Origin of the sequence: Clostridium sp. YIM B02555 (assembly GCF_022320955.1) — a bacterium.
Lineage (GTDB): Bacteria > Bacillota > Clostridia > Clostridiales > Clostridiaceae > Clostridium > Clostridium saccharoperbutylacetonicum.
In genome coordinates this window covers 151235-174759 of record NZ_JAKJJY010000004.1, presented here as the reverse complement: position 1 = coordinate 174759, position 23525 = coordinate 151235, and the positions used below count along the sequence as shown (strand labels likewise).

Here is a 23525-nt window from a genome sequence, read left to right as displayed (position 1 = left end):
TAATTTAATCATTATATTTTTACTATAATTTACATTAATGTTATTATAACCTATTATAATAACTAAATTAAAAATATAAACCTACAAAAAATTTTTGTAGGTTTATATTTAGACAAGATATTACTAATAGCCTTCCTATTTTATTGTACTGCTGCATCTGTTAATTCTTTTATACGTTCATTAACTTTACTGTTATATATGCCTCCATGATAGCAAACCACATTTTCTATATCATATTGCATAAGCTTTTTTAGGGATTTTAAGCATAACTCATCATCAAAATTAATTGAATCAGGAGCTTTAACAAGAACTCCTTCTTTAACCATTAAAAGATCTCCCGCTATAAGAGTTTTACTTTCTTTAAAGTATAAGCAGCTATGTCCCATAGTATGTCCTGGTGTATAAATTATTGTTATGCCACCACAATAAGGTAACTCTTCACCATCTTTTAAGGTTCTATCAACTTTTGTTCTCGCTTTTTCAAAGCCAACCTTAAAATGTTCATAAAAGCCTTTCATTTCTTGTGATAAATTATCTAAATTAGCTTCTAGCATAGCCAATTTATGTGGCTGCTTTTCACCCTCAACATATGCCTTTTCTTCCTCATGACAAAGCACTTTCACTTCTGGTAATTCCTTCACAATGCTTGCAAGGCTTCCAATATGGTCAATATCGTGATGTGTAATTAGCACTATATTCACAGTTTCAAATTTTACTCCTGTTTTTTCTACTTCTTTACGAATTTGCTCTAATTGTCCTGGATATCCAGCATCAACTAAAATAATTGTTTCTTTATCACATATTAGTATTGGATAAATCGAAGTAGGTTCACCTTGCATATTTCTAGCTGCTAATTCAAGTATTTCAACACCATTTGCTATTTTCATGAACTTAGTCTCCTCTCAAATATATATATTGCAATTATCAAGGTTCAATCCCCCACGGGGTACCCTTTTAGGGCATCAATTATCAATGAATTTTCATTCCATTTGGAAATATTTACATTTTAAGTAATACTTTTTCAATATATATATTCATTTTATATAAGTTTTAATTAATATTATATCTCAAATTATTAAATTCTGAAATAAAAATCAATGTTCCAAAAGATAATTGCCACTTATCTCTCTTCAATAAATATATTCATATATTTTATAAGCAATAAAATCAATTGAAATTGTATCAACAGTATATATTATATAATTTCCTTGTCTTTCTTTTTTAACTAGCTCACCTTCCTGCAAAAGTTTCAAAGCTTTAGATACTGCTGCTTCTGATATATTTAGTAAAGTACTTAATTCTTGTGTACTCTTACCTTTTCTGCTTATTTCTTTTAGAATTCGTAATCTGGTTCCATCTCCTAAAGCTTTTAAAGTTCTTTCCAAATCCTTTGGACTTTCTTTTTCATAAGTATCTAGTTCCACTAAATAGGTTAAATATAAATTATCATTTATTATTCCAAGCATTAAATGAGGACTTATAAAAGTTGATAGATTTATGGTAATTGTTTTGATTTCAGCTTTTTTTACCACATATTCTTTATTCTTATAGAATTTTATTTTTTCCTCTTCAACCTTTATTCTTTCATGAATAGCTTCTAAAAAATTAAAGATTCCAATATCTTCTGCAAGTTTGGCTTTTTTCTTTAACATTCTAGTTATCATCGGTTCTATATATTTTAATTCTTCAGCAAATATTTCAATATAAAACCTTTGTAACAATTCCAATAAGTCCTTATATTGGCTTTGGCTCATTCTTTTATCATAGGCTTTAAAGATTTTATTTATTTTATTAAGAGGTACTTGTGATAGAAATTCTATAGCACTTAAGACATTTAACTCTGTACATTCTTCAAAATAAGCGCAAAAATCCATTACTATACAATATTCCTCTGTAATATCAGAATATTTTTTTATGGCTTCTAACATTTTTTCATCATTAGCAACCTTTTGAATCCACTTATTTCTATGCAAATGATGCTCAGGCTTTATCAATATGTGCATTGCACAAAACATTTCATTAAGTGGCGAATATACAAACTCACCTTTAATTCCTTTTTCATAAATAACAGCTATCTTCATAAAGTTTCCTTTTCTCTATAAAAGTTATCAAACCTTAACCTGAAATTCATTTAATAAGGCTTTTAAATCTTTGGGATCTTTTAATACAATTCCATGTATGCCATGTTTCCTTGCTGCTGTAACATTTTCTTCAGTATCATCTATAAATATAGTTTCACTCGGTTCAAGTTTATATGTGTCTAAAACTTTATCATAAATTTCTTTTTCTGGCTTAAGAAGCTTTTCTTTATAAGAAACAATTCCTCCATCAAATAATTCAAAAAAGTCATGATTTTTATTTACATATTCAAAAGCAGCTAAATGAAAATTAGATAAATAAAAAAGCTTATACCCATTTTCTTTTAATTTTTTTAATATATCCACACTGCTTTCTATAGGTGACAAAATAGCATACCAATCTTGAAAAACTGCATTAATAAACTCTTCATTTTCAATTTTTCTTTTAATTATATTTGCTTTAGCAGCTGCTTCAGTAATTGTTCCCCTATCAAGCATTGGCCATTCTTCACTTTTAAAAATACTCTCGTATATTTCTTCAACTTTTTCTTCAATGACTTTAGATCTTACATATTCTTTTGGTTCAAAATTTAATAATACATTTCCAATATCAAAGACTACATTTTTAATCATTAACTATCTCCACCTTATTTATAAGTTTTATTATTAATTTGGATATCTATATCAACGTTCACAACTCACTATTCAAAGCTTAAAGATATTCTTAGGATATCTTTAGGTTTTGAACAATTCTTTTGTAGTATATATAATATACAATTAAAAGCTTATTAAAAATAAGTAAAATCACCTGTTTTTCTGCTATGAATTTCAACCAGCTTAATTATTTGTATACATGCAATATATAATAGTATTATTATTCCTAAGCCAATAACAATAAAATTATTCATTTCACTTAAAGGACTTCCATTTAATACAACCTTTCTTACAGCTTCAATAGCATAGGTTAATGGAAACACAAGGCTTATAACCTTTGCCCACATTGGAAATACTGAGGTTGGTACCTTTACTCCTGAAAATATCTCCATAGGTTCTTCTAAGATTGTAAATAAAAAACCTGAATCTCTTGAAAACAAAAAGATCGAATTCAATAACATCCCCCATACTACTGCCATTGCTAAGGTTATAATAAAAACTATCATCAATGCTAAATAATTAATATTCAAAACCTCTCTTTTAAAGATTAGCACTCCTATTGTAAAAAGTACCATAAATACAACACTTTCAAAAAGTGAAGATAAAGCATTCCCTAAGATTACCCCCTGCCTTGAAGCTGGCGATAAATAAATTAATTCCAAGGTTCCACTTATTCTTTCAAAAGAAAAGTTCCAAGCCGATTGAACCAAGCTTCTAAACAAGCTCATTGCCATATATCCTAATACTATAAATATTACCACATTTTCCTCATTAAGATAGCTAATATTACTATTATTTATTCGAAAAGGCTTAAAACTATAATAGGTAGTTATAAAATTAAGTATTGGCCATAAAAATAATGAAACATAGATTAATTTGCTGTGAAAATAATTTAAATGCTGTTTTTTCATTTCTGCGGAGCAAACTTTAAAAAATGTCTTCATAAATTATGCTCCCTTCTTTGAAAGTTTTATTATAGTGTCTTCAAGGTTAGGTACAATTTCGTAATATTCTTTTATAATTGCTCCTTTATTTATACAAGCTTTTGATATATCAAGACTTAAATTTCTTGAACTTATGATTTTGTAAGTCTTTTCATCATTATATACTTCAACTGTGCTATCCTTACTGGCTAAAATATTAAACAAATAGTTATCAAAGTCTTCTATATTATTATGAAGAATTAATTTATATTCTATTTTTGTAAATACATCCTTGGACAATTCCTTAACCGTTCCCTGTTTAATTATTTCTCCTTTATCTAAAACATAAATATAATCTGCAAGTTCCTCAACTTCCTCCATATAATGTGAGGTTAATAATATGCCTTTTCCTCTTTCTTTAGTAAGTACTTTTACATTTTCCCTCAACTCTTTTGAAGTTACCGCATCTAACCCTAAGGTTGGCTCATCCATAAATATATATTGAGGATCGTTAATAAGTCCTCTTGCTATTTGAAGCCTTTGCTTCATTCCTTTAGAAAATTCCTCTACTTTTTTATCCTTATTTTCATATAAACCAACCAACTTAAGAAGATAATCAATTCTCTCTTGAAGAAGCTTATTTGGTATTCCATATAGCTGTCCATAATACCATAGGTTCTCTTGTGGAGTCAGTCTAAAATAAATCATTTTCTCCCCACCAGCAACCATATTAATTTTCTTTTTTATAACCATTGGATTTTTAACTGCATCAATTCCATCAACAAAATATTCTCCAGAGGTTGGGGAAAGTAAGGTTGTCAGCATCTTAATAGTAGTAGTTTTTCCTGCCCCGTTAATACCTAAGAGCCCTATTATCTGTCCCTCCTTTAATTTTATAGACACGTCTTTGACTGCTTCAAATTTAACTTTTTCACTTTTAAATAATCCTTTACTAATTTTAGTTTCATATATCTTCTTTAAATTTCTTGCTTCTATCATGCTTATCACCTATCCTTGAATTTTTTCTAATGCTATAAATTCTATTTTCTTAAGACTAAAAAATCCTATTATCATATAAACGGTACTTAATAAAAATACATAAATAATTGTATTTGTCTGCTCAAAGATTCCTTTACCTAAAAGCACTGAGCCTCTTACTAAATTTGAAATTTCAGTTACAGGTATTAATTCTCCCATCCACCTTAAAACTGTTGGCAAATATTCTGTTGGAAAAGTTATACCACATAGCAAAAGCATTCCTACAAATAAAGTATTTTGTGAAATATAAGTATCTCTTGTATACAGCATTATGGAAGCAAGGACCATAGACAATCCAAAGAAACCATATAAACCTAAAAGTGCTGCTATAATAAGAGCAGGTATATTTATACTGCTTAAATTCAAACCAAAAGGAATAGCAATGATTAAAGATACACTCACTTCAAAGGTGGTAGCTACGGTCTGCTGAAGCATATTTCCAATAAAATATTCTTTCCTTTTAAAAGGTGCAAGCATCAAGCTTTCCAAGGTGCCTTCCCTTAACTCAGTAATAAGACTCCTGCTTACATTTAAGCATGTCCTAACAACATAAATGTAAGTTAAGCTGCCTAAAATTACATAGCTCATATAATCTCCAGTACCTGTGTAACCTAAAAATTCCTTCCCAACTGTTCCGTTAAAAAGCATCTTGTACATAAACAATGCTCCAACTACCGTGTAAAATCCTGTTAAAAGATTTCCTACAAAAAAACTCATTGGATATGCCCTAAGCATAACAATAAAATTCCTTTTGAATGTCGCCATGAGAACCTTTCCCTTCACAACTGACCATCTCCTTCTTATTTTTAATTAACTATTCAGTTAATCAAATTCCTTATTATCTATTTCGGAAGCATTGTAAAGTTCAAGGGATAATTTGTCAATAGTTTGTACTTAAATGAAAAAGGTAATAAACACTTACTCATAAATGTTTATTACCTTTAACCTTCACTAATTATTAATAAATATCAGAAAATTCAATTTCAGCAGTTTCTATAGCATTATTAGAATAGCAATTTAACTGTTCCTCATCTGTTACATCTTCTAAAGAATATTCTACAGTTGGAAAAGTTATTTTAAATTCTGATCCAACATTCAATTCACTTTCACAAACAATAGTTCCTTTTTGAATTTCCACAAGCTGCTTAACAAGAGATAAACCTATCCCACTACCTTCTATCTTCCTAGATATGCTGTTGTCAACCTTTGAAAATCTTTCAAAAATATTTGCCTGCATGTCACTTGGTATTCCCATACCATCATCTTTCACTGAAATTAAAATATTATTTTCACCATCCTTATAGATATTAACAAAAATATTCCCACCCTCTTTTCCATACTTCACTGCATTTGAAAGCACATTAAGCATAATTCTTTCAATTAAATTCGAATCACAATTAACATAGGCTTCTTCCACCTCTGTATCAAAGATTAGTTTAATATTCTTACTTTTAACATAGACTGCAATTGACATAGTTATTTCTTCTACTAAGTAAACAATATTTTCTATTTTATAGTTTGGTATAAAAAAACTACTTTCTATTCTTGTTATATCTATGATATTATTAATCAATCTCATAAGTCTTAGACAATTTTGTTTAATTATCAAATTATATTTTAATACATTTTCATTACAGTTGTCCTTTTTTAAATAACCATTTTGAACTTGAAGAGCAGAATAAATAACATTAATTGGTGTCCTAAGTTCATGTGATATATTCGCAAAAAAATCATTTTTAAGACTTTCCTCTTTATTTTTTAGTTCTAATAATTTTTCTGCTTCTTCAACCTTTTTTCTATCTTCAATATTTCGTATTGCAGAAATGATATATTCTCCTCTTTCATCATTGGCAATTAATGACTTTACTTCGACCCATTTTTTCATTCCGTCCCATTTTATCTCGTACTCTTGTGGTTTTTCTAAAATCCTGCTATCCATGCTATTTATTCTTGACATAAAAATATCTAATTGTGAACTATCTAGTATTTTATCAAAATCAGCCTTTTCAACTTCTAATTCGTCATTAATATCAAACATATTTAAAAGTCTATCATTCACAGATTCAATTTTCTTATCTCTGATTATTATAATTCCATCTGGAATTAAATTAATGAATTTATCGTTTAATTTTTCTATATTAGCAGCCTTATGACTTATTTTATCTATCTTTTTATTAGCAATTTCTAACTCCTGTGATTTGTTCATAAACCTATTAAATAAATTATTATAAGGATTTATAACTATCTCTTTGATAATTATATTAAATATGTAATAGTACACTATATTTTCAAACAAGTGCCCCAGTATATTAATAGTTGTATCATTAAATAATGAAAAACAAAGATATGATAAACTCTTGAAAAATATCAATGAAAACAAATTCAATTTACTTCCATTTAGAATATCAGCTTTAGTTTTAATAATTCTATAAAAGAAAATTATATATCCGAGTATAATTAATACTGCACTTACACTTCCAAGTATATCTAAAGAGTATTTAGTATCATAGTTTTTTGATACATAACTGATTACAAAAGTAATAAATAAAAATAAGCTTACAAGAATTTTATTTTCAGAAAATAGGTTACTCAAATTAGCTTTTTTATTTATATACTTAACCGATAAATTCAATAAAATACATTCGTAATATTGAAATAAAATATACAATAAATTATTTTCTCCATAATCATCAACAAATAATGCAATAATTCCAAAAATACTAAGTATAAATGCTATCAAATGAAAATACTTACTATCACATGCTTTTATTGTACTTAATATTATTAATATGAGTATAAATCCAAAAAGAACAGTTACTATTTCTGCAGATGCATCCAAATATACAAAATTAAATTTTGATACATAATATAAGCTAACGCACATAACTACTAAATGTAAATACTCAATTATCTTTTTTCGAAAGATTGATAAAATATGCATAATTCGCCTCCTTTCATATATTCTATCATATTCTATCATTTTCTACACATTTTTTCTTAATTTCTTCTACTTTTATAATCAAATTTCACATTCAAAATTCAAATTATGACTTTTTTCTCAATTAGCAACAAAAAAAGCTTATGTTACTAAACAAATAACATAAGCCTTAAATATGTATCTATAAATTATTTATCCTAATAAATTAAAATGATTCAAATAAAACAAAGCTAGATAAAGTATAATCCCAACTAAACAGGTTATCATTACTATTCCTCTATGCTCGAATTTGGGCCTTCTAAATAGAAATAATATTATTACCCATAATAGAAATATAGCAACCCCTAAAAATATAATTTCAAGTACAGCCTCTTGACTATTAATGCAAAATCCCAAGTAAACTCCTTCTGAACATAGTACTAAGGCTGTCCAAAAAGCTTCAAATCTACTTAGTGCCTTTGGCTTTTTAATTAGTGATACTATCCCTAAAAATCCAATAAACCCTGAAATTCCAATAATAATAAACCCCTTATAATGATTCAATAATTCCATACATTTTCTCCCCTTTATATACCTAAAATAATAAACTGATACCCTTAAGTCGTTATTCCTTGTAAAACAACATTTTTCAACATTAGTTATCAATTTCTCTCCCTAAAAATGCTTTTTCTAAAATTATAACATATTACAAATTTTTAGTGTATAGCTGTTAGAATAATTTTATCTCAATTTTATATTGAAATAATTATTTTAGTAAAAAAATCGCAGGCGACTGTGGAGCCGGAGATTTTTTTTACGCATCTGCCTTTTCGAACGCATGTGAGAAAAATCTGGCAGGCGAATAAGATTTATTTTTTATTCTTTTTGACACACAAAACCTACTTAATTGGCCTTTTCAATAAGTTATCAACAGATTTAACTTTATTATAGATTTTTCTAAAGAATAAAAAATAGAACTCAGAAAAGTGTAATTACTTTAACTAAGTTCTATTAATCGCTTCTATATCCTATACAAGTATATTTTAAAGTTTATTATTTTTTATTCTTTATGTACTCACCTAGATCTCTATCTAGCGTTGATATATGATTTTTAACCCAATTAACCATTTTATTTTGAACATTTAAAGCCAATAACACAGATGCTCCAATATCCTCAAATCCACTTCTCAAATCTTTAAGCTCTTTTTTAAACGCCTCATGCTGTTTACATTGTTCATTCATTCTCGGATATCCATATCTTTTTTGAATTTCTTCTTCATCATGAAAATGCTTTATTGTATAGTCTTCTAGAAAATTCAACGCATTTTCTATTTCTTGTTTACCTTTTCCTTCTTTTACAGCAGATAAAAACTTATCTAAATAATTAAATAATTCCTTATGCTGCTTATCGACATTTTCAACCCCAATTAATAACTTGTCATCCCATCTTAAACTCATAAAACCAACACCTTTCGTAAAATAAATTTAGTTTTAAAAGGTTTACACTTAATTTTATGCTTATTAGCACCTCTCATAATTATGCACACCCATACTTATATTTTACTAAATTACCATATTACAAGCACCGGTTTTCATTCTTCATTTTTCTACAAAATGCTCTATAATTAAGTTTATAATATAAATTAATAGTCACAGCTTCCATTCATTCGCTCCGGCATATTCGTAAGCCTTGATCTGGTCCTTTACCATTTGCATCATACTTTCCACTATAATAAGGATCGCAGCTTTCTAGATCTCCGACCCAACCGCCACCTTTAGTAACTCTGGCAGATATAACACTCATATCAAAACCTTTATACCAATCCCAACACCACTCCCTTACATTTCCAGACATATCATAAAGCCCTAACTCATTTGATTTCTTCCCCCCTACAGGCTTTGTTTTATCCTTGTTATTTTCTATTACAGGCCACTCCCAATTTCCTTGTAAGTATTTTTCCCCAGCATTTCTCCAATACCACGCTACTTCATCTGGATTATTACTTCCACAATAAGTATAATTCTTACTCAGCTGCCCACCACTTGCAGCATATTCCCATTCACTCTCCGTCGGTAACCTATACCCATTAGCACATTCATTAATAGTTACTGTCCACTTTATATCATCATTATTATTTTTATTATCAGAATCCTTTTTATTTTTATCTATATTGTAATAAGGTTTTAAACCTTCCTTTATACTTCGTTTATTACAGTATTCAACACTATCATACCAACTTACCATTTCCACTGGCAAATTGTTACCTATAAAATGTGAGGGATTACTGCCCATTATATCAACCCACTCTTTTTGAGTCACCTCATATTTACCAATATAAAAATTATGCATTTCTTCCACTCTTCCATAATAGTTTGACCTTTTACTTATGATCGCTCCACCTTTTACTAAAGTAAGGCTATCTGACTTAATTTGCGAACAAGCACTTATCTGAAGCATAATTCCCATTAAAAGTATTATTAATAATTTTTTCATTGATATATCTCCCAACTAATGTAAAAAATTACAACTTTGAATAAATTTTTAAGATCATTACTTTCTTTACAGGTAATATTTAAGTAATATGTAGATAAGCATTATTTATATAGGTCTAATATTTAAGTATCATTTTATATAAACCTTAACCAAACGAATCTACCAAACGTTTACATTAGCATGGCCACTACTTTGATATCCTTCTACTGCTACCACTTGGTAAGCCCAATTAGATCCAAGCGCCATACCTTTACTTCCCCATGCATCAGCATGATTTTTCATAGTAATAGCATTATTAGTACCAATAGATCTCTTAGATTGACGAACACTCCAGAATTGTGGAAATGTTGAATAACCGTCAATTGAAGGTTGATTATATCTCATAGTTTTATAAATATCGTAGGTGCCTCCATCGCTATTTGTAGTACCCATATAAGTACCAGTAGGTCTATAACTTCCCCAGTCATCAACAACATAATATTCTATAAGTGAGTTTCTTGTCCATCCATACAAAGATAGATACCCATTACCTGATGGTGAGAAATCTCCAGCATTATAATTTACAACTCTAGTATATGACCCATAGTTCCATCCTTTACCAACAACAAAATTCCCACAATTTTTCCAGTCAACACTAAATTGTCCACCAGATAAATTGTTTGAAGTTACTGTCCCGCCTCCATCAGTCCAATTTTGCCAATAATCTGTAGTAGCTGCATTTGTGTTGACGTTTACAACGGATAGTGCAAGCGTACAGCACATTAAAGATGCTAGAAATAATTTTAATCCTCTTTTTTTCATTAAATGATTCCCCTTTCATTGTACCATTTAGTTACTTTACAATTTTAATATTTCTTGCAACTTATCTACATACTACTTGAATATTACCCCTTTTATTAACCGCTTTATATCATTTTCATTATATTACCAATTTTACAGTTATTTTAAAACCATATAAATTATAGTTTTTATACTAATTTTTATATATATTTTTACTTTATTTACAAATTATCTTCCTGTACTTCATGTTGTTGCCCATTTTCCAATCATCTTTACACCTCCTATATACTTATGCTAGTTCATACAAAAATAATTGCTTTGCAGGATTATATTAATTATTATTTCAGCATTTTCCCCTTAAATATCCAACTCTTTCAAATTATTTATTACCAAATATTTTCAAAGGTACGTTTTTAATGGTAAAATTAAACTATAAAAAATAATTTTTAGGGGTGTATGAGATGATAAAAACTAAATTAACAAAAATAGTTTCTTCATTATTAATTATGACTTCTGTATTTATGCTAACTCCAATTGGTGCTAGTGCTTCTTGGAAAAAAGATAGCAAAGGCTGGTGGTATTCAATCGATACTCCATGGGCCACAGGATGGACTCAAATAAATGGTAAATGGTATTATTTTAATGCCGATGGGTATATGGCTCATGATATAACTATTGATAATTATAAATTAGGTCCTGATGGAACTATAATTCAGCCAACTGTAACAGCCACTAGCAATACTTCTAAAGAACAAATTACTGAAGTTACTGTTGGAACTGCCCAGGAATTTGTTAATGCCATAGGATCAAATAAAAGAATCTTGTTAAAACCAGGAGTATATAATTTATCAACTATTCAACAAAATAATAACTCAGATAATTCGGTTGTATGGGAAAACGTTTATGATGGAAAAGAATTAAACATAAAAAACCTTCATAATTTAACTATTGAAGGTACTGGTTCAGGAACTACAGAAATAAAGGTATCACCTCGCTATGCTAATATAATGAAATTTACAAATGTTAATAATGTTTCTATAAAAAATATAATTGCAGGCCACACACCTGAACCATATGAATGTAATGCTGGCGTACTTACCTTCAATAATAGCAATGATATTTCTCTAGAAAATTCAGAATTATATGGCTGTGGAAGTATCGGTATTAGTTTAAACTCTGTTAAAAGACTTACAGCATCAAATTGTAAAATAGATCATTGCTCCTTAAGGGCAATTGATATTTCAAACTCTGAATCTATTAAATTTACAAATAATAAAATAGTCAATCACGAAGCTTTCAGCAATATAGTTGCAGTATCTAACGCAAAAGAAGTTACCTTTGAAAAATGTGAATTTGCAGATAATAATAATTTTAGCTGGAGTTTTCTTGAAGCAGCAGATAACTCAAATGTATTGTTAGATAAATGTATTATAAGAAATAACACAAAATCAACAACTCAAGACTATGATAAGGATAATGAATATTTCTTTAAAACTACTGATTATTTAGGAAATAGTAATAGCACAATAACAGTAAGAGATTCAGAAATCAGTAATAATAAATTTGATTATTTGTTAGATAATAGCAATAACGTAAAATTAGAAAATTGTCCAACCAACAATAATACTTGGAAATAAATCCAAGCACTAAAACTTAATTAAACAAAACTGTACCCTTTGAAATTATCATATAGCAAAGGGCACAGTTTATATTTAATTATGTAATTATATTTCTTTTATAAATCCTCTAATGATTTTATAAAATCTATAATTATATTATGTGTTCTTTCCCAATTTTCAAAAGGTGTATCAATAATAATTTTATCAATATTGAGCTGTTCTAAAATTTTTAATTCTAGCTTTTGTCTTTCTTCAAGACATGAAATATATCCATCAAAACCTTCTAAACCATTTGCCTTTCCATAGCCTTGCGAAGTATGATACTCAATAACACTTTTCAGCCAGTCATCATCTCGTTCTATAGTAATTTTAGAAACTCTTTCTTTTACTTTAGAATTTTTCAAATAAATCACAACGGGATTTAAGGCCTTTATATTTTCATAAATATTTATTATGTATTCTTTAATCTCTTCATAAGTATAATTAAATCTCATCATCATTTCGCATAACGGATTCTGTAAAAAGCAACAATTAAAAACATAAATTCTATCTTCCTTATATGCCTGCTTTGCAAATTCACCCCAATAATTTAGCATTACCGTCTTTTCTATTTCCCATGGTAAACAATCATATATTTTAAAAGGAATTATTTTATCAAATAACTCTCCACTTATCTTAGAAAGTGGTATAACTAAGCCTGAATTTTCTTCAAGACCAATATTTTTAACTTGTTGTAATTCCTCATCACTCAATATTTGCAAATCATTACTTGTCATAAATGCATGAAATCCGTAATCTGCTGGATGTTCTAAATCACTCTCATCATAATATAGAGCAGCATATCCTTGTTTTGAAAGAAAATGTGATACAAATTGCCCTGTTGTACTTTTGCCTGTACAAGGCAATCCTTCTATTATAAACAACTTATTTTTCAATGAGAAATGCCTCCTATATTTAAATTTAATTTTCTCAAAAGCCTTCTTCCTTTCCTATAGATGCTTCTTCAATTATATCGTTAGATTCAGTATCTACAGCTTCACATTGAATATCTATAGTTTCTCCTGTCACTCTTTCTAAATCTTGAATATCATTTTTCAAATCTTCTTCTGTATAATTTTTATTAACTGAACTTTCTAATGCCAGCCTTAATCTATTCCCCATAGACTTCATAGATATATATGTTAACCCTCCAGAAATCACACCACCTAAAATAGGTATTGCTTTAGTTCCACCTTTGGTAAAGGTGTCTTTTGTCATCTTTAAACCTATTGTCTCAGCTATTTTCTTTATTACAGGGAAATATATATTCCTAATTAATACTTGCCTTGGTAGTTTTTTTAATTCTTGCTTTGCTATATTAGTTGAAATCAATCTTAATGTAGCATTTGCACCACCGACCCCAAACATTGCTCCTAAAAAAAGTATTAATTCTTTTCTGACTTTTTCACTATCAGCATTATCATCTTCCCATAAATCTTCAAATCCATATAAATATGCCAATTCCTGTGCAATTTTAAGTGCTACTCTAAAAAATTGTAATGTATCTGCTGGTATAGTTGCCGCCATAGCAAATCCACCCAGTAATCCTGTAAAAAAAGAAGTTCTTGCTGTTTTAGTCGTTCTTTTACTTATTATTTTTTTTGCCACCTTATCCAATACATGTAAATCAATTTCTGCTTCTATTGTATTGGATTTAATTGCTTGATTAATTTTTTCTTTTGAAACATAATTACGTAGTTCTTTTTTTAAAAAACTATTCCTATTTACTTTTACTCCTGGTAATTTTAATGCTATAGTTAATGCTAATTCAAATTTATTTTTTCCCTCTTTATTATCCATATTCGCCCTCCATTCCTACCACTATACATATTTTATCATATTATGTATATAAAATTCCTTAGTTATTTTTTAAGTTATACCTTTTCTATTGATGATATGATGAAGGTAGTTTTATGTTTTACACACACTAACTCAACAGGCAAAAATACATAACAAAGCTTACCATTTTTTATATGGTAAGCTTTGTGTAAATTATAACTCAGATTTCATTAAAATCAGAATTAATTTATGTATTTTTCACAGTATCAGTAGCAATATTTAATATTTCTTAACTTAAAAATATCATAGAATAAATACGGACTTATATTTTTATTTATTTATATTAATTTACAAGTAAGATACTTTAATGCATTTTAGAACTACATTCCTGCATTATTTAATTCACTAAGTACTCTTTTATGCTCTTTTTCATCCAAGTTGTAGAAGAATATTGCAGCAAGTTCTATTATTACAAATATTACTGGAATAACAGTCATTGTGAGCAAAATTCCATGCAATGCTGTTGCAGTTTGTGCCTGATTAGCCACATAACCAAAATTCGCCAAGATTAAGCCTGGTACAATTCCACCAATTGCCATACCGAACTTAAAGAAGAACCCAACTAACGCATATATTACACCACTTGCACGTTTACCTGTCTTATATTGACCATAATCGATAGTTTCTGGAATTAATGCCCATGTAAAAGCACCTGCAGTTATAGTTCCTAATGCTGCAATTAATCGTCCTGCAAATACAAGTTGAACCATTGTAGGTGGAACAAGGAATAACGCAATTAAGCCAATTGCCTTTAATGATAAAGCAGTAAATAGTAACTTTTTCTTCCCCATCAATTTATACATTGTTGGCATTAATGGCATAAGAATTAATGCAGGTAAAGTTCCCATTAAACCATACCATTTTACTAAATCTGGTCTTGCAACATTATAAGTAACATAATAAATTCCAACAGAATTGACAATTGAATTAACACCAAAATTAAGAATAAAGAAAAGACATATTATTACTAAGGGACGATTTGATTTTAATTGGATAAAAATATCTTTAACATTAATTTTTGCTTCTTTAGAATGATCAATTTGAACACGCTCTTTTGTATTCATGAAGCAATAGATTAATAAAAGAGCTCCTAAAACACCCATTATTGACATAGTAATTTGCCATCCGGTACTTGTTTTTCCTGTTGCATTTGTAAATATTCCTGCTAAAAGTGGAACACCAAAAGAAACAATTAATCCCCCAATATTAGAAAATAGCATTCTAACAGAAGTTAAACTAACAACTTCCTTATTATCTTGAGTAATCGCTGAAGTTAGAGCTGCATAAGGAATATTAACCACTGAATATGTTATTGATAGCAAAGTATATGTAATATAAGCATATACTAATTTCATAGGATCAGAAAATCCTGGTGTTGTAAAACATAGAATTGCTACCCCTGCAAATGGAAATGCACCATATAATAGGTATGGACGAAATCTTCCATATTTAGTATTGGTTTTATCAACTATTGTTCCAATAAGTGGGTCCATTACAGCATCAATCATCCTCACAATTAGAAACATGAATCCTGCTGCTACTGCAGAAATCCCAAAAACGTCTGTATAGAAGAATAATAAGAAACTACTTACTGTTTGATAAATAAAATTACAAGCTAAATCTCCTGTTGCATAACCCATTTTTTCTTTTAAAGTAATTTTTTCAGATACTTTAGATGTTGCTTGACTAATGTTCATTTAAATCTCCTCCATTTTTAATTCATAAAATTGTTTCTAAACCTCATATTTCTTTGTAATATTTATAATATTTTATATAAATTTCCACATAATGATTGATATTTATATATCTGCTTGCGGAATTCCGCAAGCATTATTTTTATAACAATTTTTAATTTGCGTACTTATGTTTTTTCTCTTTCATTTACAAATACCAATAATCATAACAAATAACAACATAAGTAATCGGAAGTAATTACAATTCTTTATACATAAAATAATCAAAATCTGCGTATTTATTTTTTCCACTAACATCTTGACAGTGCATTCCTACAAATGCTCCTGTAAAGCAGGCTCCTCCACCTACATAATCATCTGATAATTTTTTAGATTCAAAACTTATAGGTATCTCATTCCATTCTGATCCATCAAAGGAATAAAAGAACTTATACTCTTCGACTCTAACTTCTACTTTTAAGTGTACATATTCAACATTTTCTGGTACTTGAATCATATTTTGAGATAATGGTTGTGAAAATTCAAAGTTATCACAAGAAATAATATCAATTACTCTACCTTTTTCTTCATTCCATGTAACATCAATTGTTGTCCAATTCTCTGTGTTATAGTAGCATACAAGCCCTGCTGCTTGTTGGAAGGTATCTGAATTAAAAGACACACTTGTAGCTGCATCAAAATTAAAAGATTGCCATCTTCTCGCAACTAAAGCCTGAGTAAATTTGGATATTAATGATTCTTTTCCGTATAATCGCATATTCCCTGGCTTTTCTGTTAAAGACATAATATTCTCAGTTAATGGAATACGCAATGTTTGAAAATTAATGTTTAATTTATCACTATCAAAATGATCTAATTCTTGATAACTAGCTTCCCACTTTACTTCCTCAATATTAGGTGCATCAATTTCTATTGCACCTTCTTTTCCACCTACCACATATGGCCAGCCATCTATCCATTCAAGTTTTTGGATAGCTGTTTCTCTTCCAAGTGGACAATATCCCCTTGGTGCTGTATGTGGAAGTGGTTTTCCTGTTTCTTTATCATATCCTCTTACTTCAGCACTAGGAATTTCATCTGATGGTAGTGGTCTTCCAGTTAAATGAACTAAATACCATTCATCAGTATGAGTGTGTACAATAGATGCATGTCCACACTTTTGCAATTCGTTCATAGGCTTATCCAATGCCGTAAGAATTGGATTATTAGGATGTACTTCATAAGGACCTTCTATATTTTTAGAACGAGCTATTGTTGCTGCATGCTCATATTTTGTACCACCTTCAGCTGTTAAAAGATAATAATACTCACCAATTTTGTATAAATGAGGTCCTTCTGTTAACTTAAGCTCTGTCCCCTTAAAAATTAGTTTAGGTTCCCCCATTAATTTTTCCTCTTGTGGAGAATATTCCTGCATTACAATACCCGCGAATCTATGGTTATATACTCTATTATCAAAAAGCATATTCAACAGATACTTCTTACCATTTTTATCATGGAATAGAGATGGATCAAAACCTGATCCATTTAGATTAATTGGTTCACTCCACTCTCCATCAACAGTTTCACAGGTAACCAAATAATTATAGCAATCTTTCCAAATTCCCTTTGTAACTTTCACATCTGTGTATATTAACCAAAATTTATTATCGCTATAACTTAAACATGGAGCCCAAACACCACCTGAGTCAGAACTTCCTTTCATATCTAGTTGTGAAATTCTATTTAGAGGTCGTGATACTAAATTCCAGTTAATCAAATCTTTAGAATGATAAATTTGCACTCCAGGAAACCATTCAAAAGTTGATACTGCAATATAATAGTCTTCACCAACTCTACAAATACTTGGATCTGGATTAAATCCTCTTAATATTGGATTTTTAATTTTAGCCATAAACTTCTCTCCTTTGACTATTTATTCATATGTCTTTTTATCTAAATCATAAAAATTAACAAGGTCTACAAAACTAATCGTTTACAGAATGTTTATAATACGCCTTACTCTAAATAAGCACCTTTCATGGCTGATACAGCATACTTTGTATATCGCCCAAATACTCCTTTTCTTTTTTCTATTTTGTAAGGTATCCAGTTTGCTTTTCGTTCTGCCAATATTTTTTCAACATCTTCGGATGTACATGTTTTCCCCTTTATTCCAACAATATTAAGCTTACGTTCCTTTATATCTAGTTCGATTAAATCTCCATCTTCTACCAACGCTATTGGTCCTCCTGTTGCTGCTTCAGGTGATATGTGCCCAACACATGGTCCCCTCGTTGCTCCTGAAAAACGTCCATCTGTCAATAAAACTGTTGATCCATTTAATCTACTATCACATACTATGGCTTCTGTTGTCATAAGCATTTCTGGCATTCCAGACCCCCTAGGTCCCTCATATCTGATAATCAACATTTCTCCAGGATTAATTTTATCTTCAATTACAGCTTTATGGCATTCTTCTTCAGAATTGAAAACTCTTGCAGCCCCTACATGATACATCATATTTTCTGATACTGCTGCATATTTAATAACCGCACCTTCTGGAGCTAAATTTCCTTTAAGAACTGCAATAGATCCCATTTCCTTTGTTGTTTCAACTGGCTTTATCAATTGTTCTCGCTTTAATCCATAATTACGGAGATATCCTTCTATTCTTTGGAAGAAACCATCCTTCTCTATATATTCAAGATTTTCTTTTAAAGTCTTGCCTGTTACTGTTAATACATCTAAATATAAATAATCCTTTAACATCCATTGCACCATAGGAATTCCACCAGCAAACCAAAAAGCTTCAGTTGGATATTCCCCACTAGGATATATGTTTCCTATATGTGGGATTTTATGATTAATCTCATCAAATAGCTCTGGTTTCAATTCTATACCTAATTCATAAGCAATAGCAGGGAGATGTAACATAACATTAGTTGAACCACCTATAGCTGCGTGTACAACAATTGCATTGTAAAACGCTTCTGGAGTAAGTATGTCCTTTGTAGTAATTTTAGCTTTAACTAAATTCATAATTTGCCTTCCAGCTTTTCTAGCCATAGCTGTTATATCTCTCATTGTAGCAGGAATAAGTGCACTTCCTGGTAATGCCAAACCTAGAGCTTCAGCCATACATTGCATAGTACTTGCAGTACCAAGAAATTGGCAAGCTCCGACAGATGGACAACCAGTTAATTTAAAATCACGAACTTCTTCAGCCGTTATGGCATCTTTCTTCTTTTCTCTTAATGAAATATCTCCAGCCTTAATTGATGTTGACATATCTGGTGCTGGTCTCATACTTCCACCCGGAACAAATATAGTTGGTATCCCCTTACGAGCTGCTGCCTTAAGATGAGCAGGAATTGATTTATCACAAGAAGATATCAAAACCATTCCATCCCAAGAAACAAACGAACTATGAATTTCTACCATATCTGCAATAACTTCTCTCGAAGCTAATACAAAATTCATTCCATCATGCCCTTGCGCACATCCATCACAAATATCAGTAACATGAAATTGGCCTGGGCGTCCTCCCTTTTCATACACACCAATGCTTACTTGATTTGTCAATCCAATAAGATGAGAACTCCCTGGATGACTATCACCAAATACATCATCAATAAGAATTTGAGGTTTTTTAATATCTTCTTCATCCCAATCCATTCCCATTTGTAGAGAATCAAATTGTGACCACAGCTTACGTTCTGAGGTACTTTTTTGTATTATAGATTTATCTAACATTAAAAAGCTCCTTTCATAAATAAAATTTTTTTAACTTTGAAATATAATTACAACCTTTATTTAACTTTGCACAAGTTTTTTTATTTTCCCTCTAATTTCTTCATCGATTTTAATGTCATAATTTCTAATAGTTGTGTTTATATCCAATTTTAGAGAGACCTTAACAGCTTCTTTAAGTCCTACTATAAATGGATTAGTTAAGTCATATAGTTCAGTCATATTATTAATTTTATCTTGATAAATCAACAATTTTTCAAAATCTTTATCTAAAAAAGCTTTATAAGCATCTGTAAATAATTTTGCATTTATATTGGTTAGGCCTCCTATGATACCATCACCACCAGATAATAGGTTAGGTAACAAATATTCATCGAACCCAGAAATCACACAAAAATCTTTACGGACTTTCTTAATCTTTTGTACAAATCTTCTAACATTACTCATAGAATCGGTAGTATCCTTAATGCCAACAATATTATTAAATTCGTTTGCTAATCTAAGTATTAAATCATATGATAGATTTATAGATGTCCTAGCAGGAAAATTATAAATTATAATAGGTAATTTCGTATTTTGCGCTATTTTTGAGTAATATTCATACATATAATTTTCATCTAGCCCAAAGAAATATGGAGTTATAATTAAAACGCCATCAGCTTTTAAATCATTAGAATAATTATTAAGTTCAATAACCTCTTCTATATTATTGCTACCTGTTCCAATTATTAATTTTACTCTTCCCTTTACAACCTTAGATACAAACTGGATATAATCCTTTTTATCTTCTAAAGAAGAAATATTAAAAAATTCTCCAACGGACCCCAGTATTACAATTCCATCTACACCATCATCAATTAATTTTTCGATTAAAATTTTCAAATTATTCTTGTCAATGTTACCATTTTCATCGAAAAGTGTGACTAATGGCGTATAAATTCCTTTAAACATAAAATTCCTCCTCTTGTCGTTCCATATTAGGAATAGCGTTCCATATTAAAATTATATTTTTAATATATTAATTTTGAGATGACAGTTAAAGTCATCTTAAAATTAATATAAACTTTCTTTTGCATAACCTAATTTCTTGGATATATCTAAAGCAGCCATAGTTAAGTATTCTTTATACTCATCTATACGTTCAGTACTAATTTTTATTTTTAGTGTAGAAATAGATACTGCTGCTATTACTTGACTTACTCTGTTATATATTGGTACCGCGATACAAAATAATCCCTCTTCATTTTCTTCATTAGAAATAGAATAGCCTCTTTCTCTAATTGAATTTAAATTTTCTAATAATAACACTTTATCTGTTATTGTATTAGAGGTTTTCGGAACAAGCGTAACTTCATCAAAGTATTTATTTAATTGTGCTTCATTATAAGTTGCTAATATAGCTTTACCTAAACTTGTTGAATACATTGATATCCTAGATCCTAAATTGCCAGTTGTTCTTAAATTACCTTTTGATTCCCTTTTATCTAAATATACGAGTTCATTATCATTTGCTACAGCCAAGAATACGGTTTCACCAACCTTATTAGATAAGTTTTCTAATATTGAACTTGATATTTTCGTTAATTCAGCCTTGTTTAAATACAAACTTCCAAGTTCAAAAACACCAATACCTAATTCATAACTTTTTAATCTTGGGTTATTTATCACAAGAAAATTTTCACTTAATAATGTATTAACTATGTTAAAAACACTCGTTTTAGGTATATCAAGAAACTTGCTTATTTCAGCTATAGTTACAGGTTCATCGCTTTCACCTACAAACCTTAAAACTTCTATTCCTCTTAAAATTGCTGTATTCAAGCACCCCTCTCCCTTCGTTCCATATATGGAATGCCATTCCATTTGTTGTACATATTATATATCTTGCTTTTTATTTTGTCAATTACATAATTTAGATAATATGATTAATTATAATACTTTAATTAAATTTGCTTAACTCCAATTTTAATAAATGCAATAAGCTCCTCAACATTATCAAAATCATCATAGTCACCAATTATTCCTTCTCTATGATATATAATACCTTCTTTTTCGTTTCTTTCTAAACAATCAAGAAATTCATTAATTCCGTATCTCTTAATAAATAAATTAAATCCATATGGTTTCACTTTATTCAAAAGCCCTTTATGACACTCTTTTTCGCATGAATAGCAACCATCTATACCTTTTTCTATAGAGCATTTTCGATTTTGGCACCATGCTTTATCTGGACATTCACCTGTATTACACCCAGTGCATTTTTCATTTTCTGAACACAAACAGCAAGCTAGTCCACAACGTGCAATTCCCAACTCTCTCTTCATTTTCTATGCCTCCAATTTATTTTTCTAAATTACTAAAAATCTATATTTGAATCTTTCTATTTAATGAGCCACGATTCAAAAGAACATATTTTCAGACTGCTAAACTTATTTTACCATAATAGCTTATATATGCATATTTTATAATTAATGATATTCAATAATAGAAATATCCAAATCTGTGAATACCTTTGATAATTTTTTAAAAATCTATAGCAATGCTAATTAAAAACTTTACCTTTTTACCACTTGTTTTTCTAATTATTTGACTGCATTTAAAAAATTTATATTAAAAAAGCAAGCTATTAAGCAAATATTTTAACAAATAATAATTTGCTTAATAGCTAATGCTTATGTAATAAAATATCACATATATATATGTTTAAAATAAATGTTGGTAATGTTTAGAAACTTAATATTTAGGCAATTATTAAGATAATTTGAATATTTAATTTATATTTTAACAATGAATTGAGGTAATTTTCTTGATAAAAACTGATGCCAATTTTAATTTATTAAACTCTCATATTACTGCATTGATAAAAAAGGATATCTATTTAAATAGAATTATTGAAAAATGTCCTACTTGTGAGTCAAAACACTACATCAAATATGGATCATTTAAAGGAATTCAAAGATATAAATGCAAAGAATGCGGCAAAACGTTTTCTAATGTCTCTAATTCTTTATGGAGTTATTCAAAAAAGGACTCTAGTAAATGGATCAAGTTCACTGAATACGTGCTTGAAAGAAAATCCTTAAGATTTTGTGCAGAAAAATTGGAAATAAGCTTAGTTACAGCTTTTTATTGGAGACATAAAGTATTGCAGGGAATTAACTATGAGAGTGTTCCATCAAATTTAAGCGGAGATGTACATATCGCTAAAAAATTAATCCCTGAGAATTTTAAAGGAAGCAAAAATATTACTATAAAAGTGCGCCACAATATATGGGTCGTAGCTGCAAAAAGCGGTGGAAATTCTATTATAGTTAAACCAATTTCAAGATGCCATTGGCATTTACCTAGCTTTAATAAAAAAATTTATTATTTAATTGACGAGAAAGCTTATATAGTACCATATGGTGATCGATATATTTCTTTAGTAGCAAAAGCACATAATAAAAAACGTAAAAAAGAAGTTCAGAATGATAAAATAATATGGTCATTCCAAATTATTTTAGAGAAATGGCTAAAAAAATTTCATGGTGTTGCTTCAAAATATTTAGAAAAATATCTTTCACTTTTTATATTATATATTACAAAAAAAGAGATGAATTATATGGAAATATTCAAGAAATTATCTCTTGAAAACAGATTTATTAAGACATATGATATAGGGATATCCAATATCAATCCAATTGGCGTAGTACTATAATTCATATGTCTTCTGTTAACA

At 29.1% G+C, this 23525-nt stretch carries 21 protein-coding genes; 2 read left to right on the top strand and 19 right to left on the bottom strand.

All coding sequences use genetic code 11. The features are described from left to right. Nucleotides 1-140 precede the first annotated feature (140 nt). The 11 genes from L3B98_RS08385 to L3B98_RS08335 all read right to left on the bottom strand — a co-directional run bounded on the left by L3B98_RS08385 (nt 141) and on the right by L3B98_RS08335 (nt 10905). Nucleotides 141-887, bottom strand: coding sequence for an MBL fold metallo-hydrolase (locus tag L3B98_RS08385; protein ID WP_238916283.1), 747 nt, complete (start codon nt 885-887; stop codon nt 141-143). 243 nt (nt 888-1130) lie between these two features. Beyond that, nucleotides 1131-2081, bottom strand: coding sequence for a metalloregulator ArsR/SmtB family transcription factor (locus L3B98_RS08380; RefSeq protein WP_238916282.1), 951 nt, complete (start codon nt 2079-2081; stop codon nt 1131-1133). 27 nt (nt 2082-2108) lie between these two features. Then, nucleotides 2109-2711 (bottom strand): HAD family phosphatase, encoded by a 603-nt coding sequence (locus L3B98_RS08375; RefSeq protein WP_238916281.1) that lies wholly within the window; start codon nt 2709-2711, stop codon nt 2109-2111. 155 nt (nt 2712-2866) lie between these two features. Then, nucleotides 2867-3676 (bottom strand): ABC transporter permease, encoded by an 810-nt coding sequence (locus L3B98_RS08370; protein ID WP_015392336.1) that lies wholly within the window; start codon nt 3674-3676, stop codon nt 2867-2869. A 3-nt stretch (nt 3677-3679) separates the two neighbouring features. Continuing rightward, nucleotides 3680-4654 (bottom strand): ABC transporter ATP-binding protein, encoded by a 975-nt coding sequence (locus L3B98_RS08365; protein ID WP_238916280.1) that lies wholly within the window; start codon nt 4652-4654, stop codon nt 3680-3682. 9 nt (nt 4655-4663) lie between these two features. After that, a complete protein-coding gene (locus tag L3B98_RS08360) occupies nt 4664-5476 on the bottom strand; it encodes an ABC transporter permease (protein WP_238916279.1) in 813 nt (270 codons plus the stop codon). A gap of 175 nt (nt 5477-5651) precedes the next feature. Continuing rightward, nucleotides 5652-7634: an ATP-binding protein gene (locus tag L3B98_RS08355; RefSeq protein WP_238916278.1), complete on the bottom strand. Its 1983-nt coding sequence runs from the start codon at nt 7632-7634 to the stop codon at nt 5652-5654. A gap of 189 nt (nt 7635-7823) precedes the next feature. Continuing rightward, the gene (locus L3B98_RS08350; RefSeq protein WP_015392332.1) at nt 7824-8183 is read right to left on the bottom strand and encodes a hypothetical protein; all 360 of its coding nucleotides are present in this window, start codon (nt 8181-8183) and stop codon (nt 7824-7826) included. Between the two features lie 480 nt (nt 8184-8663). Then, nucleotides 8664-9068 (bottom strand): hemerythrin family protein, encoded by a 405-nt coding sequence (locus tag L3B98_RS08345; protein WP_077362267.1) that lies wholly within the window; start codon nt 9066-9068, stop codon nt 8664-8666. Between the two features lie 205 nt (nt 9069-9273). Beyond that, entirely contained in the window at nt 9274-10104 is an 831-nt protein-coding gene (locus L3B98_RS08340; protein ID WP_238916277.1) for an SUMF1/EgtB/PvdO family nonheme iron enzyme, read from the bottom strand. Between the two features lie 159 nt (nt 10105-10263). Next, nucleotides 10264-10905 (bottom strand): glycoside hydrolase family 11 protein, encoded by a 642-nt coding sequence (locus L3B98_RS08335; RefSeq protein ID WP_238916276.1) that lies wholly within the window; start codon nt 10903-10905, stop codon nt 10264-10266. Nucleotides 10906-11345: 440 nt separating this feature from the next. Here L3B98_RS08335 and L3B98_RS08330 point away from each other — a divergent pair, with 440 nt between their 5' ends. Next, nucleotides 11346-12521 carry a right-handed parallel beta-helix repeat-containing protein gene (locus L3B98_RS08330; protein ID WP_238916275.1) on the top strand — a complete coding sequence of 392 codons (1176 nt, stop codon included), beginning with the start codon at nt 11346-11348 and terminating at the stop codon, nt 12519-12521. 98 nt (nt 12522-12619) lie between these two features. Here the strand turns inward: L3B98_RS08330 and L3B98_RS08325 are convergent, their stop codons facing one another. The 8 genes from L3B98_RS08325 to L3B98_RS08290 all read right to left on the bottom strand — a co-directional run bounded on the left by L3B98_RS08325 (nt 12620) and on the right by L3B98_RS08290 (nt 22131). Continuing rightward, nucleotides 12620-13438 (bottom strand): hypothetical protein, encoded by an 819-nt coding sequence (locus L3B98_RS08325; RefSeq protein ID WP_238916274.1) that lies wholly within the window; start codon nt 13436-13438, stop codon nt 12620-12622. A 34-nt stretch (nt 13439-13472) separates the two neighbouring features. Beyond that, a complete protein-coding gene (locus L3B98_RS08320) occupies nt 13473-14342 on the bottom strand; it encodes an EcsC family protein (RefSeq protein ID WP_238916273.1) in 870 nt (289 codons plus the stop codon). Nucleotides 14343-14701: 359 nt separating this feature from the next. Next, on the bottom strand, nt 14702-16078 hold the full coding sequence (locus L3B98_RS08315; protein ID WP_238916272.1) for an MFS transporter: 1377 nt from the start codon (nt 16076-16078) through the stop codon (nt 14702-14704). Nucleotides 16079-16313: 235 nt separating this feature from the next. Continuing rightward, nucleotides 16314-17969, bottom strand: coding sequence for a glycoside hydrolase family 43 protein (locus L3B98_RS08310; RefSeq protein ID WP_238916271.1), 1656 nt, complete (start codon nt 17967-17969; stop codon nt 16314-16316). Nucleotides 17970-18073: 104 nt separating this feature from the next. Continuing rightward, nucleotides 18074-19810: a dihydroxy-acid dehydratase gene (ilvD, locus tag L3B98_RS08305; RefSeq protein WP_238916270.1), complete on the bottom strand. Its 1737-nt coding sequence runs from the start codon at nt 19808-19810 to the stop codon at nt 18074-18076. 60 nt (nt 19811-19870) lie between these two features. Continuing rightward, a complete protein-coding gene (locus tag L3B98_RS08300; RefSeq protein ID WP_238916269.1) occupies nt 19871-20758 on the bottom strand; it encodes a dihydrodipicolinate synthase family protein in 888 nt (295 codons plus the stop codon). A gap of 102 nt (nt 20759-20860) precedes the next feature. Next, nucleotides 20861-21628 carry an IclR family transcriptional regulator gene (locus L3B98_RS08295; RefSeq protein WP_238916268.1) on the bottom strand — a complete coding sequence of 256 codons (768 nt, stop codon included), beginning with the start codon at nt 21626-21628 and terminating at the stop codon, nt 20861-20863. 122 nt (nt 21629-21750) lie between these two features. Beyond that, nucleotides 21751-22131: a DUF3795 domain-containing protein gene (locus L3B98_RS08290; RefSeq protein ID WP_238916267.1), complete on the bottom strand. Its 381-nt coding sequence runs from the start codon at nt 22129-22131 to the stop codon at nt 21751-21753. Nucleotides 22132-22613: 482 nt separating this feature from the next. Here L3B98_RS08290 and L3B98_RS08285 point away from each other — a divergent pair, with 482 nt between their 5' ends. Continuing rightward, entirely contained in the window at nt 22614-23504 is an 891-nt protein-coding gene (locus tag L3B98_RS08285; protein WP_238916266.1) for a hypothetical protein, read from the top strand. Nucleotides 23505-23525: the final 21 nt, after the last annotated feature.

Bases quoted from the DNA above. Each gene is read 5' to 3' on its own strand.
- L3B98_RS08365 (WP_238916280.1), bottom strand. From the start codon at position 4,654: ATGATAGAAGCAAGAAATTTAAAGAAGATATATGAAACTAAAATTAGT.
- L3B98_RS08345 (WP_077362267.1), bottom strand. From the start codon at position 9,068: ATGAGTTTAAGATGGGATGACAAGTTATTAATTGGGGTTGAAAATGTC.
- L3B98_RS08375 (WP_238916281.1), bottom strand. From the start codon at position 2,711: ATGATTAAAAATGTAGTCTTTGATATTGGAAATGTATTATTAAATTTT.
- L3B98_RS08370 (WP_015392336.1), bottom strand. From the start codon at position 3,676: ATGAAGACATTTTTTAAAGTTTGCTCCGCAGAAATGAAAAAACAGCAT.
- ilvD (WP_238916270.1), bottom strand. From the start codon at position 19,810: ATGTTAGATAAATCTATAATACAAAAAAGTACCTCAGAACGTAAGCTG.
- L3B98_RS08350 (WP_015392332.1), bottom strand. From the start codon at position 8,183: ATGGAATTATTGAATCATTATAAGGGGTTTATTATTATTGGAATTTCA.
- L3B98_RS08335 (WP_238916276.1), bottom strand. From the start codon at position 10,905: ATGAAAAAAAGAGGATTAAAATTATTTCTAGCATCTTTAATGTGCTGT.
- L3B98_RS08300 (WP_238916269.1), bottom strand. From the start codon at position 20,758: ATGTTTAAAGGAATTTATACGCCATTAGTCACACTTTTCGATGAAAAT.
- L3B98_RS08340 (WP_238916277.1), bottom strand. From the start codon at position 10,104: ATGAAAAAATTATTAATAATACTTTTAATGGGAATTATGCTTCAGATA.
- L3B98_RS08290 (WP_238916267.1), bottom strand. From the start codon at position 22,131: ATGAAGAGAGAGTTGGGAATTGCACGTTGTGGACTAGCTTGCTGTTTG.
- L3B98_RS08355 (WP_238916278.1), bottom strand. From the start codon at position 7,634: ATGCATATTTTATCAATCTTTCGAAAAAAGATAATTGAGTATTTACAT.
- L3B98_RS08320 (WP_238916273.1), bottom strand. From the start codon at position 14,342: ATGGATAATAAAGAGGGAAAAAATAAATTTGAATTAGCATTAACTATA.
- L3B98_RS08310 (WP_238916271.1), bottom strand. From the start codon at position 17,969: ATGGCTAAAATTAAAAATCCAATATTAAGAGGATTTAATCCAGATCCA.
- L3B98_RS08315 (WP_238916272.1), bottom strand. From the start codon at position 16,078: ATGAACATTAGTCAAGCAACATCTAAAGTATCTGAAAAAATTACTTTA.
- L3B98_RS08330 (WP_238916275.1), top strand. From the start codon at position 11,346: ATGATAAAAACTAAATTAACAAAAATAGTTTCTTCATTATTAATTATG.
- L3B98_RS08380 (WP_238916282.1), bottom strand. From the start codon at position 2,081: ATGAAGATAGCTGTTATTTATGAAAAAGGAATTAAAGGTGAGTTTGTA.
- L3B98_RS08385 (WP_238916283.1), bottom strand. From the start codon at position 887: ATGAAAATAGCAAATGGTGTTGAAATACTTGAATTAGCAGCTAGAAAT.